This is a genomic window from Geminicoccus harenae (assembly GCF_019800005.1).
In the GTDB taxonomy this organism is placed as follows: Bacteria; Pseudomonadota; Alphaproteobacteria; order Geminicoccales; family Geminicoccaceae; genus Geminicoccus; species Geminicoccus harenae.
The window spans coordinates 100360-117819 of sequence record NZ_JABGCL010000006.1 but is presented as its reverse complement, the minus strand read 5'-3'; the positions used below and the strand labels follow the sequence as shown (position 1 = coordinate 117819).

At 68.3% G+C, this 17460-nt stretch carries 11 protein-coding genes; 7 read left to right on the top strand and 4 right to left on the bottom strand.

From position 1 onward, the window contains the following. Positions 1-5: 5 nt before the first annotated feature. Both HLA95_RS28905 and HLA95_RS07065 read right to left on the bottom strand, forming a co-directional pair. The gene (locus HLA95_RS28905; protein ID WP_222182865.1) at positions 6-2636 is read right to left on the bottom strand and encodes an ABC transporter transmembrane domain-containing protein; all 2631 of its coding nucleotides are present in this window, start codon (positions 2634-2636) and stop codon (positions 6-8) included. Between the two features lie 236 nt (positions 2637-2872). Continuing rightward, entirely contained in the window at positions 2873-3427 is a 555-nt protein-coding gene (locus tag HLA95_RS07065; RefSeq protein WP_191059247.1) for a hypothetical protein, read from the bottom strand. An 829-nt stretch (positions 3428-4256) separates the two neighbouring features. Between HLA95_RS07065 and HLA95_RS07060 the strand changes: the two genes are divergently transcribed. The 4 genes from HLA95_RS07060 to HLA95_RS07045 all read left to right on the top strand — a co-directional run bounded on the left by HLA95_RS07060 (position 4257) and on the right by HLA95_RS07045 (position 13081). After that, entirely contained in the window at positions 4257-5408 is a 1152-nt protein-coding gene (locus HLA95_RS07060) for an efflux RND transporter periplasmic adaptor subunit (protein WP_191059248.1), read from the top strand. 18 nt (positions 5409-5426) lie between these two features. Continuing rightward, positions 5427-8591, top strand: a complete 3165-nt coding sequence (locus HLA95_RS07055; RefSeq protein ID WP_191059249.1) for an efflux RND transporter permease subunit — start codon at positions 5427-5429, stop codon at positions 8589-8591. Between the two features lie 111 nt (positions 8592-8702). Beyond that, on the top strand, positions 8703-9995 hold the full coding sequence (locus HLA95_RS07050; RefSeq protein WP_222182863.1) for an efflux RND transporter periplasmic adaptor subunit: 1293 nt from the start codon (positions 8703-8705) through the stop codon (positions 9993-9995). Further along, positions 9992-13081: an efflux RND transporter permease subunit gene (locus HLA95_RS07045; protein ID WP_191061157.1), complete on the top strand. Its 3090-nt coding sequence runs from the start codon at positions 9992-9994 to the stop codon at positions 13079-13081. The genes HLA95_RS07050 and HLA95_RS07045 overlap by 4 nt, the downstream gene beginning before the upstream one ends. 19 nt (positions 13082-13100) lie before the next feature. On the opposite strand, the gene HLA95_RS07040 is transcribed toward HLA95_RS07045, so the two are convergent. Next, complete coding sequence (locus HLA95_RS07040) at positions 13101-13286, bottom strand: hypothetical protein (protein ID WP_222182861.1); 186 nt, start codon at positions 13284-13286, stop codon at positions 13101-13103. 121 nt (positions 13287-13407) lie between these two features. On the opposite strand from HLA95_RS07040, the gene HLA95_RS07035 reads away from it, so the two are divergent. Beyond that, positions 13408-13629, top strand: a complete 222-nt coding sequence (locus HLA95_RS07035) for a DUF3553 domain-containing protein (RefSeq protein WP_370467477.1) — start codon at positions 13408-13410, stop codon at positions 13627-13629. After that, positions 13626-15467, top strand: a complete 1842-nt coding sequence (locus tag HLA95_RS07030; protein WP_222182859.1) for a transglycosylase domain-containing protein — start codon at positions 13626-13628, stop codon at positions 15465-15467. The genes HLA95_RS07035 and HLA95_RS07030 overlap by 4 nt, the downstream gene beginning before the upstream one ends. Here the strand turns inward: HLA95_RS07030 and HLA95_RS07025 are convergent, their stop codons facing one another. Next, positions 15468-16103 carry a TetR/AcrR family transcriptional regulator gene (locus HLA95_RS07025; protein WP_222182857.1) on the bottom strand — a complete coding sequence of 212 codons (636 nt, stop codon included), beginning with the start codon at positions 16101-16103 and terminating at the stop codon, positions 15468-15470. Between the two features lie 152 nt (positions 16104-16255). On the opposite strand from HLA95_RS07025, the gene HLA95_RS07020 reads away from it, so the two are divergent. Next, positions 16256-17455 (top strand): efflux RND transporter periplasmic adaptor subunit, encoded by a 1200-nt coding sequence (locus HLA95_RS07020; RefSeq protein ID WP_191060265.1) that lies wholly within the window; start codon positions 16256-16258, stop codon positions 17453-17455. The last annotated feature ends 5 nt before the right edge of the window (positions 17456-17460 follow it).

Here is a 17460-nt window from a genome sequence, read left to right as displayed (position 1 = left end):
CCTCGTCATGCGTCGGCCTCCTGGGGCGCGGCTTCGGCGGCCTGCGCGCCCGCTTCGACGATCTTGCCCTTGTCCATCATGATGGCCTGCTGGAACTTGTCCGCAAGGTCCGCGCGGGCCAGCGACCAGATCACGGTGCGGCCGGCCATGGCCTCCAGCACCCGGTCGGCCATGGCCGGCTGCTCGGCCGCATCGACCGCGGTGAGCGCCTCGTGGAGGATCAGGACGGCCGGGCGACGGATCAGGGCACGCGCCATCGCCAGCTTCTGCCGCTGCGCCATGCTGAGGCGCGCGCCGCCCGGGCCGCAGCGGAAGGACAGGCCCACCTCGATGATCCGCTCGCGCAGCCCGGCCTCCTCCAGGAGCTGGCGGATCAGCGTCGCCACGCGCACGGGGGCCTGGGCGACGCCGTAGGCGATCTTGCCGAACAGCACGTTGTCCTGCACCGAGGCGGCGTCGTTGAACGCGTCCGGCTCGAAGAAGGCGACGCTCGCGGCATATTCCGGCGGCAGGTTCTCCCGGAACACCTTGCGCGCCTCCAGCAGCTTCTCCTCCAGCTCCCGGGTGATCAGGCCCAGCCGGTGGCGGCTGTTGATCAGGCGGAACGGCAGGGCCAGCAGGCGCTGGCGGTCCTCCTGGTCCAGCCGGTCCAGCGCCTCGGGATCGGCGCGGGCGACCAGCGACTGGTAGTCCGGCAAATCCTCCGCGCGGATGAAGCTGAACTGCTGGTAGTATTCGTGGTCGGGCGGCAGGTCGGCGAACAGCTCGACCATGGTGCGCGCCAAGGCCAGCCCGACCCGGCGCAGCTCGTCGGTGATGCCGACTTGGTCCAGCACCCGGCGGACATAGGGGTGCTCGGCCAGGCGGTCGATCTGGAACTGGTCGTCGCGGGGTGCGCCGAACAGGAGGTTCTCGGCCAGGGTCGCGTTGGAGTTGTAGCGCTCGGGATCGAACCGCTCGACCAGGCGCGCCAGCGACTCGTCGGTCTCCAGCCGCTCGTGCATGGCGGCGCGCACCTCGAGCAGCCGTTCGCGCAGGTCGTCGAACCGGTCGTGGCGGATCGTGCCGCGCAGACCCAGCATGTAGACGTCGGCATCGAGCTGGATGAGCTCGAGGATGCCGACGATCGTGGGCAGCCGCTCCTGCTCCTCCGTCACCCCGGCCAGGGTCCAGTCCACCCAGTCGGCCCGGAAGTCGAACGGGCTGTTGCCGGCCTGCTCCGTGTCGCGCAACTGACGGCGGTAGAGCTTCTCCTCTTCCGGCGACGGCTGGTAGGGCCGCACCGGGCGGTGGCGCAGCCCCATCAGCAGGTTGTCCTCGATGGTGTCGGAGCCGACGAAGGGCGGGAAGCCGACGAACGCCATCTTGCGCCCGAGCACTGCATCGGGGAGCTGGGTCAGGTCATGGCCGCCGATGGTGACCCGGCCGGAATCGGGCGGAATGAGGCCGGCCAGCACCAGGGTCAGCTCCTCGCGGCCGCCGCCGCCGGGGCCGAGAATGGCCACGGTCGAGGGCATGGGCACGGCCAGCGTGACATTGTCCAGGAGCGCGTCGCCATCGTCGTCGCGCACCACCACCCCGCGCGCCTCGATGCTGCCCTCGAAGCTCAGCTCGGCAGTGGGCTCGTCGAGCTGCCGGCGCTCGTCGATCTGGCCACGCGGCTGGAACTGCGAGACGACTTGGTCGTACTTGATCCGGACGTCTTGCATCAACTGGTAATAGTCGAGCAGCTCCCGCCAGGGGCTGGACAGGTCCTTGTGCGCCGACAGCACGGCGACGATGGCGCCGAGCGAGATGTTGCCGGTCAGAACCAGATAGCCGCCAATGGAAAAGAAGAAGAACGGCGCGATCTGCGCGAAGAAATTGTTGATGAACTTGATCAGGAATTTGAGAATATAGATCCGATAGCGGATATAATAGACGACGCTCAGCTCGCTGCTCATCCGCGCCCGTTCATACTGGGTCGCATCATTGGCACGCAAGTCGCGCACCCCGCTGACCGTCTCGGAGATCCGGTCGGCGAGGCGGCGGACCTGCCGGATCCGCTGCTTGCCGAGCTGGTTCACCCGGCGCTGCAGCTTGGGGATGAGGTAGGCCTGGATCGGGTAGAGCGCGATCGCCGCCAGCCCCAGCACGGGGTCCTGGACGAAGATGAAGGTCAGGATGACCAGCAGCGTGCCGCCCTGGTAGGCGGGGATCTGCAGTGCCGTGCCGATATAGCCGCCGAGTGCCTCGGTCTCGGCGTTGATCATCTGCACGATCTCGCCCGAGCTGACCCGCTTCATGTGCGGGAGCGGGAAGCGCAGGATCTGCGAGTAGAGGTCGTAGCGCAGGCGGCGCAGCATCCGCTCCGCGACCAGGCCGGCATAGACGTTGATGACGTATTTGAAGATGCCGTTGATCAGCACCAGCACCAGGAACAGGCCGCACAGCGCGAACAGGTAGCCGAACTTGTCGAGCTCGAAGCCATAGAAATTGTGCTGCTGGTCAGCTTGGCCGAGCGCGTCGTTGACGATGGTCTTGGGAAGATCGAGGGACCAGTAGAGGAACGGGAACGAGGCGATGGTCATCCCCAGCACGATCATCTGCTCTTTCCAGCTGTGCCGCCGGATATAGCCGAAGATCGTCGGTTCCATCGCGCTCTTGTCCGCTTCGTTCGCGGTGGAACCGTAGCGGTCTCGCTGGAAGGATGCCAGCGGCAGCAGCGGACGGCCTGGCAGGGCCGCCGGAGCCGGCCGGACGACGCAACGACCGCCGCAGCCGATGGACTGCGGCGGTCTGGTCGGAGCCGATGCTTATGGCTGCGGGGGCGACCAGATCCCGGCGAATCGTGGCCGGGACCGGCTCAGCCAGATGCGCTCAGCAACCGCAATCAATACTTATGATCGTCATTCTTCTGCGGCGGCGTCTTCGGCGGATAGTGCTTCTTCGGCGGCTGATAGTCGTCCTTCGGCTTCTCGAACAGGCACTCCAGATGCACCTTGGCGACGACGTGCTTTGGCCGGCTCTTGTAGTGGCCCTTCTTGCCCCACTTGCGATCGAAGTCGACATGGACTACGCTATTTCTGGTTTCCAGTTCGTAATCCTTATTATCAAATTCGCACTTGAAACCCTTCTTGTGAATGTCTTTGTAATAATAGAAGTCAACTTTGTCCTTGAAGTCACACTTGGCTAGAATGTATTTCTTATAGTAGCGGGTAATTTCTTTCACCTGAACCTTGGCATCGTCCGATGCAAGGGTAACGTTCTCACCCTTGACCTTGATCGGCACCTTGCAGAAGTCGTCGTTCTTGCCCTTATTGTCCTTGATGACTGCAACCTTCTTGTCGTGGTATGTAGAAACCACGTTCTGGTCCGCAGAGGCTGCCGTTGCGCCGAGAGTAACGGCAGCCGACATGAACAGCCCCAACATGAGTTTGCTGGACATCTTACTCTCCTTGATCGACATTTTACACGTGAGCCTAGTGACCCCGTGCTGATGTGACGGGCAGCGATCTTTTGCCCATTCGGATCGTCGTGAAGACGAGGTGCATCCAGGTCTGGCCTGATAGGTACGACGGCCTGCATCGGCTGCAGGCGATCTTCTAGCTTGGCATGCAGATGCTTGCCGGCCACATAGCGCCGTCGCATGCGGAACATTGCGGAACTTCAATATGCTTCGAGCATGAGGCTGCAATCATCTCATGCAGCCCTGCTCAAGTCGAGCCTGCACGCAAGCTGACCGAAAGCACCATCGCAAAAATAGATGCGGCAGCGCTTCCCTGCCCATTACCTCCATTCGTGCAACAACAACTCTTAGTTAGCACATGCCCCATACACGCACAATATAGCTTTACCTTCATCAGGTTGGCAAGACAAACCAACTACCACAAGTATCTATATTACAAAGATTTATGTATAATAAGATGCGCCACAATTGAAATTGCCGTTAGAATTAATGCTTTTGGAAAAGTAATTGTCATGCAAGCAATGGCGACATGCTATTGCAGGCCTCGGTCCCGGCACCTTGCAACATGCGTCACGCTGCTTCGGGTCTTCATCAGAGTTGGCCCGACGTTCATCCTGCGCATCTGCCCACGACTTCGTGATCGCGCGGTGCGGCAACAGTCACGAATTCCGGAATGGTCGTGATAATTTCCGGAGATGCTGTGTGGCTCATCATTCGGACAGCATTCTTACATCGTTGGCCGCGAAGCAGTCGACTTCCATGGTGGCTCTGGCTACCATTCTCCAGGACGACTTGGGGAAATCTGGTCATGCGCAACGGCTTTGGGGGCACCAAGCTCGCCGTGATCCTCCTGTTGGGATCGGCCGCGGTCTTGGCCGCATGTGACGATGGCGAGCAGCGGCGCGCGGCGGCAGCGGACTCTCCACCGCCCGGAGTGGTGGTGGCATCCGTGGCCAAGGCGCCGTTGACCGAGCAGGCGAGCTTCACCGGCCGCATCCAGGCGACCTCGAAGGTCGAGATCATCCCGCGGATTGAGGGGTTCCTGGATCGCCGCGCCTTCACCGAGGGTGCCGTGGTGGCCGAGGGCGACGTCCTGTTCGAGATCGAGCGGGACAGCTATGAGGCGGCGGTCAAGTCCGCGCAGGGCAGCCTGCAGCGCGCGGAGGCGGCGGCCAAGCTGGCCGACCTCGAGGTGCAGCGCCAGACCACCCTGGTGCGTAACCAGAGCGCGGCGCAGGCCCGGCTGGACGAGGCCACCGCGAAGAAGGGTGACGCGGACGGGGCGGTCCTGCAGGCGCAGGCGGCCCTGGCGCAGGCCGAACTCAACCTGGGCTACACCACCATCACCGCGCCGATCGCCGGCCGGATCAGCCAGGCTGCCATCGATCCCGGCACGCTGGTGACGCCGTCCAGCGGCGTGCTCGCGACGATCGTCGCCGTCGATCCGATGTATGCGGTCTTCCCGGTCTCCAATCGCCAGTTGCTGCTGCTCCGCAAGGAGGCTGAGGCGCGCAAGGTCGACGCATCCGAGCTCCAGGCCGAGCTGACCATGGCGGATGGCAGCGACTACCCCCATACCGGCAAGATCGACTTCGTCGACGTGACGGCGGAACAGGGGACCGACGCCGTGATCGTGCGCGCGGTGTTTCCCAATCCCGAGCATTTCCTGGTGGACGGCCAGATCGCCAAGGTGACCGTGCGTGCCGGCACGCCGGAGCAGGTCCTGGTCGTGGCCCAGGGCGCCGTGCTCGCCGACCAGCAGGGCTCCTATGTGCTGACCGTGGCGGCGGACGATACGGCCGAGATGCGCCGGGTCCAGCTGGGCGCCACGGTCGGCGCCACGGTTGCGGTCACCTCCGGCCTGGCCGAAGGGGACCGGGTGATCGTCGACGGCGTGCAGAAGGTCCGCCCCGGCCAGAAGGTGGCGCCCACCCAGGCCGCCGCCACCGCGCAGCCCTGATCCCGGAAGGGCCGGACGATGATCTCGGACGTCTTCATCAAGCGGCCCCGGCTGGCCATGATCGTCTCGATCGTGATCACTCTGGCGGGCGCCCTCTCGATCCTGGCCATCCCGCAGGCCCAGTTCCCGGACATCGTGCCGCCGATGGTGTCGGTGACCGCCACCTATCCTGGCGCCTCGGCCGACGTGGTCGAGCAGACCGTGGCCCAGCCGATCGAGCAGCAGGTCACCGGCGTCGACAACATGCTCTACATGAAGTCGACCTCGGGTGCCGATGGCAGCTACACGCTGAACGTCACCTTCGCGCTCGGCACCGACCCGGACATCAACACGGTCAACGTGCAGAACCGGGCGAACCTCGCGCTCTCGCAGCTGCCGCAGGAAGTCAGCCGCACCGGCCTCAGCATCAAGAAGAAGTCGTCCGCCCTCCTCCAGGTCGTGAACTTCTCCTCGCCGGACGGGCGCTACGACGCCCTGTTCCTGTCGAACTACGTCACCATCAACGTGCTGGACGCAGTCAAGCGCGTGCCGGGCGTGGGCGACGCGATGCTGTTCGGCCCGCTCAACTACGCGATGCGCGTCTGGCTCGACCCGCAGCGCCTCGCCAACTACGGCATGACCCCTGCCGACGTCGCCCAGGCGATCTCCTCACAGAACGTCCAGGCGGCGGTCGGGCGGATCGGCGCCCAGCCGGTGGCCGCCGACCAGCAGCTCCAGCTCAACATCGTGACGCTCGGCCGGCTCAGCACGGTCGAGGAGTTCGAGCGGCTGATCCTGCGCGCACTGCCCGACGGCTCGGTGGTGCGGGTGCAGGACGTGGCGAGGGTCGAACTCGGCGCGCAGTCCGCCGACCGGCACTCGATCTACCAGGGCCAGCCGGCCGCCTCGATCGCCGTCTATCAGGCACCCGGCAGCAACGCGGTCGCCACCGGCGATGCCGTGCGCGCGACCCTGGAACAGCTCGCCGGCCGCTTTCCCGAAGGCATGAGCCATTCGGTCGACTACGACACGACCCTGTTCGTGCGCGCCTCCATCGACGACGTGGTCAAGACCCTCCTGGAGGCTTTCGTCCTGGTCGCCCTGGTGGTGTTCCTGTTCCTCGGCAACTGGCGCACCACCCTCATCCCGATCATCGCGGTGCCGGTGGCCCTGGTCGGCACCTTCGCCGTCCTCCTGGCGATCGGCTACTCGGCCAACACCATCTCCCTCCTGGCCCTGGTGCTCGCGATCGGCATCGTGGTCGACGACGCGATCGTGGTGGTCGAGAATGTCGAGCGGGTGATGCACGAGGAGCCGCATCTGTCGGTGGCCGAGGCCACGGGCAAGGCGATGCGCGAGATCACCGGCCCGGTGATCGGCATCACCCTGGTGCTCCTGTCCGTGTTCGTGCCGACCGCCTTCATCCCGGGCCTGGTGGGCGAGCTCTACCGGCAGTTCGCGGTGACGGTGTCGGTCGCCATGCTGCTCTCGGCGATCAATGCGCTGACCCTCTCCCCCGCACTATGTGCGGTGCTGCTGCGCCAGGGGCATCGCCCGCCAGAGCGTGGCCCGCTCGCCTGGGTGCTGCGTGGCATCGACCGGGTACGCGACGCCTATGGCGTGCTGGTCGCCCGGCTGGTGCGCCTGGCGGTGCTGGCGGTGCCGCTGCTGGCGGTCATCGGCTTCGGCATCTGGAGCGGCTTCGTCGCCACGCCCAAGGGCTTCCTGCCTGCCGAGGACCAGGGCGCCTTCTTCGTGATCGTCACCCTGCCCGAGGGGGCCGCGGTCGGCCGGACCGAGGCGGTGGCCCGCAAGGCCGAGCAGATCATCCAGGAAAAGCCCGGCGTGCAGGCGGTCACCGGGATCATCGGCTTCGACTTCCTGAACAGCCTGGCCAAGCCGAACAGCGCCTTTCTGATCGGCACGATGAAGCCATTCGAGGAACGTACCGCGCCCGAGGAGAGCGTGTTCGCCGTCCTGGCGGCGCTGCGCGGCGAGCTGGCGGCGATCCCGGAGGCGCAGGTGGTACCTCTGAACGTGCCGCCCATCACCGGCCTCGGCTCCACCGGCGGCTTCGAGTTCCAGCTCCAGGACCTGCAGGGCGGCAGCATGGCGACGCTCGCCCAGGTGATCCGCTCGGCGGTCGTGGAGGCCAACCAGCAGCCGGAGCTGGCCGGCGTGTTCACCACCTTCAACGCCGACACGCCGCAGGTCTATCTGGACCTGGACCGCGAGAAGACCCAGACGCTGGGCGTGGCGGTCTCGGACGTGTTCTCCGCCCTGCAGGCGACGCTCGGCGGTTACTACGTCAACGACTTCAACGTGTTCGGCCGGACCTGGCAGGTGCAGATCCAGGCCGAGGCGGACTACCGCCGCCGGGTCGACGACATCTTCCGGATCAATGTCCGCAATGCCCAGGGCGAGATGGTGCCGATGAGCGCCATCGCCTCGATCCGCCTGGAGCTCGGCCCCTCCGCGATCAGCCGCTACAACGGCTTTCGCAGCGTCACCCTGAACGGCAGCCCGGCACCGAACGCCAGCTCGGGCGATGCGATCGCGGCGATGGAGCGGGTGGGGGCCCGCCTGCCCGCCGGCTACGGCTATGAGTGGACCGGCACGGCGCTCCAGGAGAAGGAGGCGGCCGGCAAGACCTCGATCGTGCTCGTGATGGCCGTGCTGTTCGCCTACCTGTTCCTGGTCGGGCTCTACGAGAGCTGGAACATTCCGATCCCGGTGCTGCTCTCGGTCTCGGTGGGCATACTGGGTGCCATTGGCGGCCTGTATCTGGCCGGGCTGCCGTTCGACGTGTACGCGCAGATCGGGCTGGTGGTGCTGATCGGGCTGGCCGCCAAGAACGCCATCCTGATCAACGAGTTCAGCCTGGAGATGCGCGCCAAGGGCATGGGCCTGCGCGAGAGCGCCATCGAGGGGGCGAAGCTCCGCTTCCGCCCGGTGATGATGACCAGCTTCGCCTTCATCCTGGGGCTGGTGCCGCTGATCCTGGCGACCGGGCCGGGCTCGGCCAGCCGGATCGCGGTCGGCTCGCCGGTCTTCTACGGCATGCTGGCTGCGGCCTCCGCCGGCATCCTGCTGATCCCGATGCTCTACGTGGTGTTCCAGCATCTGCGCGAACGGACCGGCTGGCGGCCTGCCCCGCCACACCCGGATGACGAGACTCACGCGATTCCACCGCCCGCGGAGTAGGTGCGGGCTGGCCGGGACGCCCGTATCGACATAGTTTGTTACGTAACGGCCGCTGCACCTGTCGCCACGGGGGCCTAGACTTGCGTCGTCTTCGGCAACCGGGCTTTCCCCATGAATCTACCCACGCAGCCGCGGTCGCATGACGGTGCGGCCACTTCGGAGGATCCGGCAACCGGTCCGCAGGCGCCGCGTCGCCGCGGCCGGCCGGGCCGCTGGCTGCTGGTAGGTGTAACGTTTCTGGCCCTTGGCCTCGCCTGGCTGCGCTTCGGCGATCCCGGGCCCTGGCTGGACGGGGCGCCGGGCTGGGTCCGGGAGGCGGCCCTGCTGGTGCGCGGCGAGGCTCCGGCCGAGCCGGAGGCGGCACGGGCGCCTGCCCCGGTACCGGTCCAGGTGGCGCAGGTGGCGATCCGCAGCGTACCCGTCGAGTTCCGCTCGGTCGGCACGGTGGAGGCGGTCGAGACCGTGGCCATCCGCTCGCGGGTCGATGGCGTGGTCGAGAATATCCTGGTCGCCGACGGCGCGCGAGTGAAGGCCGGTGACCTCCTGGTCGAGTTGGACTCCCGGCCGATCGAGGCGCAGATCGACGAGCAGGAAGCCAACATCCGGCGCGACCGCGCCCAGCTCGAGAACGCCAAGGTCATCCTGGGCCGGGCCCAGGACCTGGCGCAGCGTGGTGCGACCGCCCGGCAGTCGCTGGACGATGCCAGTACGCAGGTGGCGTCGCTGACCGCGAGCCTGGCCGCCAGCGAGGCGCAGTTGCGCGCCTTGCAGCTGGAGCGCTCCTTCCACCGGGTCACCGCGCCCTTCGACGGTCGGATCGGCCGCCTCGCGGTGAGCCCGGGTGCCATCGTGCGCGGCTCGGACACGGGCGGGACCATCGCCACCCTGAACCAGATCGATCCGATCTATGTCGCGGTCGGCATCCCGCAGAACCTGCTGGGCGACTTGTCCCAGGCCCTGCAGGCCGGCACCGCGCGGATCGAGGTGCCCCTTCCGGGCAGCACCGAGACCCGCACCGGCCCGGTCACCATGGTCGAGAACCAGGTCGAGCGCGGCACCGGCCTCGTCACCGTGCGGGCACGCATCAAGAACGACGACCAGCGCCTGTGGCCGGGCACCGTGCTGGATGCGCGCCTGATCCTGCGTGACGACCCCGATGCCCTGGTGGTGCCGAGCGGTGCGGTCCAGATCAGCCAGACCGGCTCGTTCCTGTTCGTGATCGACCAGGACCAGAAGGCCAGGGTCCAGCCGGTGCAGGTCGACCGTACCGCCGGCAGCTATGCCGTGTTGGCATCCGGCCCGCCCGCCGGCACCACCGTGGTCACCGAAGGCCAGATCCGCCTGACCGAGGGTGCGGCCGTCCATGTCGAGGACAGCCAGCAGGGCCTGGAGGCGCGGCTGTGAAGCTGGCGGAACTGTGCATCCGCCGCCCGGTCATGGCCACGCTCGTCACGGTGGCGATCCTGCTGGGCGGCATCGCCGGCTGGCGCACCCTGCCCTCCGCGGCCCTGCCGCGGGTCGACTTCCCGACCATCCAGGTCAGCGCCAACCTGCCCGGCGCAAGCCCGGAGACCATGGCCTCCTCGGTGGCGGCACCGCTGGAGCGGCAGTTCGCGACGATCGCCGGCATCGACACGATGACCTCGGAATCGACGCAGGGGAACACCGACATCACCATCCAGTTCGAGCTGGATCGCGACATCGACGGGGCAGCGCTCGACGTGCAGTCGGCATTGTCCACCGCCCAGCGGCGGCTGCCGCCGGAGATGACCACCCCGCCCTCGTTCCGCAAGGTCAACCCGGCCGACCAGCCGATCCTGTTCCTGAGCCTGTCCTCGGCGACCCTGCCGCTTTCCAGGGTCAACGACTATGCCGAGAGCCTGCTCGCCAACCAGATCTCGCAGATCGAGGGCGTAGCCCAGGTGCTGGTCTGGGGCGGGCAGAAATATGCGGTGCGGGTCGAGGTCGACCCGGTCCAGGCGGCAGCCCGCGGCCTCACCACCTCGGACGTGCGCAACGCCATCGCATCGGCCGCATCGACCACGCCGGTCGGCACGCTCGCCGGATCCGCGCGCACCCTGACCATCGACCCGCAGGACCCGCCATCCAACGCCGACGAGTACCGGCCGCTGGTGGTCGCCTGGCGCAATGGCCAGCCGGTGCGGCTGGGCCAGATCGCCAACCTGCGCGACGGGGTGGAGAACGAGCGGGGTGCCGGCTGGTTCAACGGCGAGCGCTCGATCGTGCTGGCGATCCAGCGCCAGCCGGACGCCAACACCGTGGCGGTCGTCGACCGGATCCGCGAGGTGATCCCGGTCCTCCAGGCGCAGATCCCTCCCTCCGTCTCGATCCAGGTCACCAACGACCGCTCGGTCTCGATCCGGGACGCGATCGACGACGTCACCAGCCACCTGATGATCGCGGCCGCCCTGGTGGTGGGGGTGATCTTCGTGTTCCTGAAGGACCCGCGCGCCACGATCATCCCGGCGCTCAGCCTGCCGGTCTCGGTGATCGGCACGTTCGGCGTGATGGCGCTGCTCGGCTACTCGATCAACAACATGACCCTGCTGGCCCTCACCTTGTGCGTGGGCTTCGTGGTCGACGACGCGATCGTGGTGCTGGAGAACATCGTCCGCCACGTCGAGGAAGGCATGGGAGTCTTCCAGGCGGCGCTGAAGGGCTCGGCCGAGATCGGCTTCACCATCGTCTCGATGACCGTCTCCCTGGTCGCCGTGTTCATCCCGGTGCTGTTCATGGGCGGCGTGGTCGGGCGCGTGTTCCGCGAGTTCGCGGTGACCATCTCGGTGGCGATCCTGATCTCGGGCTTCGTCTCGCTCACCCTGATCCCGATGCTCTGCTCGCGCTTCCTCAAGCCGCACGACCCGGGTGCCGGGCGGGGCAACCTGTTCGCCCGGGCGGCCGACTGGCTGGTCGACGGCATGACCGACATCTACCGGCGGACCCTGGACGTGGTGCTGCGCCACCAGTTCCTCACCCTCCTGGCGACCTTCGGCACGCTGGCCTATGCCATCCATCTCTATGTCGCAGTGCCCAAGGGCTTCTTCCCGACCGAGGACACCGGCTTTCTGTCGGTGGTGACCGAGGCCCGGCCCGGCATCGGCTTCGACGCGATGGTCGAGCAGCAGCGCCGGGTCGCCGAGATCGTGGCTGCCGATCCGGCAGTCGCCTACTTCAATTCGCGGGTGGGCGGCGACCAGCTCAATTCCGGCCGCATGTTCCTCGCCCTGAAGAGCCGCGACGAGGGGCGCACCGAGTCGATCCAGGACGTCGCGGCCAGGCTGCGGCAGGCGACCAGCACGGTGCCCGGGATGAAGACCTTCTTCAACCCGGTCCAGAACATCAATATCGGCGGGCGCTCGTCCAACAGCCAGTATCAGTACACGCTCCAGGCCGCCGAGCTCTCGACGCTGATCGAGACGGTGCCGCAACTGGTCGAGATGATGTCCGGGCTGCCCGAGATCCAGGACGTGTCGAGCGACCTCGAGGTGACCAACCCGCAACTGCGGATCGAGGTCGACGAGGACCGGGCGGCCGCCATCGGGGTGCGCTCCGACCAGATCCGCTCGGCCCTCTACGACGCGTTCGGCACGCGCGAGATCGGCACGATCTACACCAGCACCGACAGCTATCCGATCATCCTGGAATCCGGCCGGGAACAGCAGGACGACCCGTCCATCCTGGGCCGGGTGTTCGTGAAGTCCACCGACGGCGACAGCGTCCCGCTCTCGGCGGTGACCAGGACCGCGCGGGAGGCGGGGCCGCTCGCGGTCAATCGCCAGTCGCAGCAGCCCGCCGCCACGATCTCCTTCAACCTGGCGCCCGGCTATGCGCTGAGCGACGCGGTGAGCGCCATCGAACGGGCGCGCGCCGAGGGCGAGATCGCCCCGCAGGTGGTCGGCGGCTTCTCCGGCACCGCCCAGGCCTTCCAGGACGGGCTCGCCAACCAGCCGATCCTGCTGCTGGCGGCGATCCTCACGATCTATATCGTGCTGGGCATCCTTTATGAGAGCTTCGTCCACCCGATCACCATCCTGGCCGGCCTGCCGTCCGCGGGGATCGGCGCCATCTGGGCGCTGACCTGGCTGGACATGGACCTCTCGGTGATCGCGGTGATCGGCATCGTGATGCTGATCGGCATCGTGAAGAAGAACGCGATCATGATCGTCGACGTGGCGCTGGACGAGAGGCGTGCCGGTGCGGAGCCGGTCATCGCGGTGCGCACCGCCTGCCTGCGGCGCTTCCGCCCGATCATGATGACCACGTTCGCCGCGATCTTCGGCGCCCTGCCGATCGCGCTGGGCCTGGGTGCGGGTGCCGAGCTGCGCCAGCCGCTGGGCGTCGCAGTGGTGGGCGGCCTCGCCGTCTCGCAATTGGTCACCCTCTACATCACGCCGGTGGTCTGGCTCTGTCTGGAGCGGCTGGCCACGCGCCGCGGCCGGAGGCGGGAGTCCCTGGCGGCACCCGCCTGAACCGCCGGCAGGTCCGGCCTCAGCCACGCAGCGGCGGCGCGGCGTGGCCGGCTGTGATCCGCGCGTGGCGGAACGCCACCAGGTCGATGACCTCGGCACCCTCGGCACCGAGGAAATCCCCCAATATGTCGGGCAGGGGCGACGCCGCGGCCGGGGCCAGCAGTGCCGCCGCCGGCAAATCCACGCCATGTGTCGGCGGGGCCACGGCAAGGCGTCCGTTCCCTTGATAGGATCGCCACCAGCGGGGCTTCAGGACATCCAGCATTCCATTCCTCGACCAACCTGTCCGTCTGACGCACAGCATGAGGCCGGCTGGTTAATGTTCGATGAAGACCGACCGCCTTGGCTGGAAGAACGGACGCATGGACCTGTCGATCGTGCCCGGTGCGCTGGTGCGGCATCCTCGTGAGCCCGACTGGGGCCTGGGCATGGTCCAGAGCGTGATCGGTCACCGGGTGACGGTGAACTTCGAGCATCGCGGCAAGGTCACGATCGACCTGCGCCATGTGACGCTCGAGCCGGTCCGTCCGGATCCCCCCGGCCGATGAGCCGACGCGCGCCGGCCGGGCCCGCCCCGGCCGCCCGGACCACCCGCAGCCGCCGGGTGGTGCGGCCGCCCACGCCACCGCCGCCCATGCCGGTCCGCCGCCGGCCGGGCAGCCCGGAGCGCGCGGCCCCGCCTCGTCCAGGTTGGCGCCGCCGCCTGGTCCTGTTCCTGCTGCTCCTGCCGCTGCTGGCCGCAGCGCTGCTGGCGGCGGATGCGGCCCTGCTCGCTTCAGGGGTCACCCGGCCGGCACGGACGGCGGCGGTGACCCTCCTGGACCGGCGGAGCGTGCCGCTGACCACGCTCGGCGACGGGTTCGCCCGGCCGCTGGTGCTGGACCAGGTGGCGAAGCCCATGATCGACGCGATCGTCGCGATCGAGGACCGGCGCTTCTTCGCACATGACGGCATCGACCCGGCCGGCGTGCTGCGGGCCGCCTTGCGCAACCTCGCCGCCGGGCGGATCAGCGAGGGCGGCAGCACGATCACCCAGCAGCTCGCCAAGCTGGCCTTCCTCACGCCGGAGCGCAGCTTTGTGCGCAAGCTGCGCGAGGCGACGCTGGCGCTGTGGCTGGACGCGACGCTGAGCAAGCCGGAGATCCTGGCGGCCTATCTGGACCGGATCTACCTGGGATCCGGCGTGACCGGCATCCGGGCGGCCGCGCGGCGCTATTTCGGGGTGGAGGCCGCAGCGCTCGACCTGCCCCAGGCAGCGCTGCTGGCGGGCCTGGTCAAGGCGCCCTCGCGGCTGGACCCCGGCCGCAATCCCGATGCCGCGCAGGCGCGCGCCGGGGTGGTGCTCCAGGCCATGGCCGCCACCGGCGCCATCAGCCAGCACGAGGCGGATGCCGCGCGCACCCGGCCGGCGCGAATCCTCCCCTTTGGCTATGCCGACCCGACCCTGCGCACGCTGGCCGAGCGCGCCCGGCGGCAGATGGCGGGAGCGCTGGTCGCCACCACGACGCTGGATGCCGGCCTCAGCCAGCGGGCCAGGCAGGCACTCCTGGCCGGGCTGGCCGAGGGGCGGCGGGGTGCTACGGCCGGGGCGATGCTGGTGCTCTCGGCGCAGGGCGAGGTGCTGGCCGCGGCCTCGGTGCCAGGATCGGTGGGCGGGCTGGACCGGGCGGGCCAGATCCGTCGCCAGCCGGGCTCGGCGTTCAAGCCGATCCTGTTCGCCACGGCACTGGAAGCCGGCTACCGGCCGGACCAGCCGATCCCGACCGAGGCGCCGGTGATCGATGGCTGGCGGCCGCGCAACATCGTGAGCCCGCCGGGTCCGGAAGTGACGCTCGCCGAAGCGCTGGCCCTGTCGGTGAACACCGCGGCGGTGCGGCTCGGCATGGCGATCGGCCTGGACGAGGTGATCGCCATGGCGCGCCGGCTGGGCATTGCCTCGGACCTGCCGGCCGTGCCCTCGCTGCTCCTGGGCAGCGCCGAGCTGGGCATGCCGGAGCTCACTGCGGCCTATGCGGCCATGACCGGCGACGGCCGCCTGCGCATGCCGGTCTGGCTGCGCGGCATCCGCGACGAGGCGGGCCGCCAGGAGACGCCCGCGGCACCGGCACCGGTGCGGGCCCTGCAGCCGCAGACGGCGGCGACCATGCGCGCCCTGCTGGCCCAGGCGATGCAGCACGGCACCGGCAAGGCGGCGGCGGTGCCTGGCGGGTTCGGCAAGACCGGCACCAGCTCCGACTTCCGCGACGCCTGGTTCGTCGGCGGCACCGGGAACGGCACGATCGTGGCGGTCTGGGTCGGCAATGACGACCGCACGCCGACCGACGGGGAAACCGGCGGCGGCCTGCCGGCCAGGATCTTCCGCGCGTTCGTGGCCGGGACGCCCTGATCAGGCCGGTTCGCGCAGGATCCAGCGGATCGTATCATGGACGATGCGCACCATGCGCTCGCGATCCAGCTCGGGATTGCGGATCGCGCGCACCGGGATGCCCTGGAACAGGGTGAACAGGCTCTCGATCCGATCCTCGATGCCCGGCACGCTGGCCGGATCGGCCCTGCCCATGGCCCTGGTCAGCACCTCGCGCATCCGCCGGCGCAGCACCAGGTCGGAGGCCTGCACCACCTCCGCGACCTTGGGATTGCGCGCCGCCTCGGCCAGCACCTCCAGCATCAGCGCGGTACTGGCCACGTCCATGCAGCCGTCCACGCCGCGCGCCGCCTCGGCCAGCAGCGCGTCGGCCAGCGAGCCCGGGCTGCGCTCGACCTGATCGAGCAATGCCAGCACCTCCTGCTGCTGGCTTTCCACGATCGCGATGATGATCGCTTCCTTGCTCTCGAAATAATGATAGATGTGGCCGACGCTCATGCCGGCGCTCTTGGCGATCTCGGCCATGCTGGCGTTGTGGAAGCCGTGGCGGCAGAAGCACTGCGTGGCCCCTTGCAGGACCTGCTGCCGGCGTGATTCGTTGCGGGTCCGCTCGAGGCAGCTCCGCTCGGCAATCCCATCTCGTTCCACCTGGGGCACCGACCCTTTCTCTCCAGCCTAGCACCAACTTGACGCTGCTTTGCAGCATTCTTAGAATGAACGCTCATTCTAGACAAGCGATGGCCCTACCGTCGATGCCTCGCCCCGAGGTTCCGGTACGACTGCGCGGTCGATCTCGTCGGAGTTTGCGCATGCGGAATATTCTCGGCCGGATCCCGGCCGGCCTCTTGCTTGCCGGCGTCCTGGTGCTGGCCGGTTGCGAGCAGGAAGAGGCAGGTGGCGCGCAAACCGACGCGGGGCCACCGCCGCCCACGCCGGTGACGGTAGTGACGCTGACGACGCAGCCCGTGGACATCACCACCGTGCTGCCCGGGCGTGCCTCCCCCTACCAGATCGCCGAGGTCCGCCCGCAGGTCACCGGGATCCTGCAGGAGCGGCTGTTCCGCGAGGGCGCCGACGTGGAGCAGGGCGAGCCGCTCTACCGGATCGACCCGGCCGTCTATCAGGCGGCCTACGAGACCGCGAAGGCGGAGCTGGCCCAGGCGGAAGCGGCCAGGGTGTCCGCGCAAAACCGGGCGCGGCGCAACGAGGAACTGGTGCGCACCAACGCGGTCAGCCGGGCGGCCTATGACGACGCCACCGCGGCGCTGGGCGAGGCCAATGCCGCGGTCGAGGCGCGTCGGGCGGCCCTGGCGGCTGCCGAGATCAACCTCAACTACACGACGGTCCGGGCACCCATCGCCGGCCGGACCGGCCGGTCCGCCTTCACCGCGGGCGCGCTGGTCACGGCCAACCAGCCCGAGCTGCTGACCACCATCCACCAGCTCGACCCGATCTATGTCGACGTGACCCAGGCCAGCGCCGACCTCTTGAAGCTGCGGCGCGCGGTCGAGGACGGGCGCTACCAGCGGGTCGAGCCGGGCAAGGCCGAGGTCGAGCTCACGCTGGAGGACGGCACGACCTACGCGCATCCCGGCACGCTCGAGTTCGCCGACGTGGCGGTCAGCGAGAGCACGGGTGCGGTGACCCTGCGCGCCCTGTTCCCCAACCCGGACAACGTCATCCTGCCCGGCATGTTCGTGCGCGCGGCGATCAAGGCCGGCGTGGACCCGGAGGGCATACTGATACCGCAGCGGGCGGTCACCCGCGACCCCAAGGGGCGCGCGACCACGCTCGTGGTCCTGCCGGACAACAAGGTCGAGCAGCGCATCATCGTGGTGGACCGCTCGGTCGGCGACAGCTGGCTGGTTTCCGAGGGCGTGAAGGCAGGCGAGCGGGTGATCGTCGAGGGCTTACAGAAGGTGCGCCCGGGTGCCGAGGTGGCGCCGACCGAGCAGCAGGCGAATTCGGTGGCCGATGCGTCCGGCGACGACCAGGCGATCCGGAGGTAAGGCAG

Bases quoted from the DNA above. Each gene is read 5' to 3' on its own strand.
- HLA95_RS28905 (WP_222182865.1), bottom strand. From the start codon at position 2,636: ATGGAACCGACGATCTTCGGCTATATCCGGCGGCACAGCTGGAAAGAG.
- HLA95_RS07065 (WP_191059247.1), bottom strand. From the start codon at position 3,427: ATGTCCAGCAAACTCATGTTGGGGCTGTTCATGTCGGCTGCCGTTACT.
- HLA95_RS07060 (WP_191059248.1), top strand. From the start codon at position 4,257: ATGCGCAACGGCTTTGGGGGCACCAAGCTCGCCGTGATCCTCCTGTTG.
- HLA95_RS07055 (WP_191059249.1), top strand. From the start codon at position 5,427: ATGATCTCGGACGTCTTCATCAAGCGGCCCCGGCTGGCCATGATCGTC.
- HLA95_RS07050 (WP_222182863.1), top strand. From the start codon at position 8,703: ATGAATCTACCCACGCAGCCGCGGTCGCATGACGGTGCGGCCACTTCG.
- HLA95_RS07035 (WP_370467477.1), top strand. From the start codon at position 13,408: ATGAAGACCGACCGCCTTGGCTGGAAGAACGGACGCATGGACCTGTCG.
- HLA95_RS07030 (WP_222182859.1), top strand. From the start codon at position 13,626: ATGAGCCGACGCGCGCCGGCCGGGCCCGCCCCGGCCGCCCGGACCACC.
- HLA95_RS07020 (WP_191060265.1), top strand. From the start codon at position 16,256: ATGCGGAATATTCTCGGCCGGATCCCGGCCGGCCTCTTGCTTGCCGGC.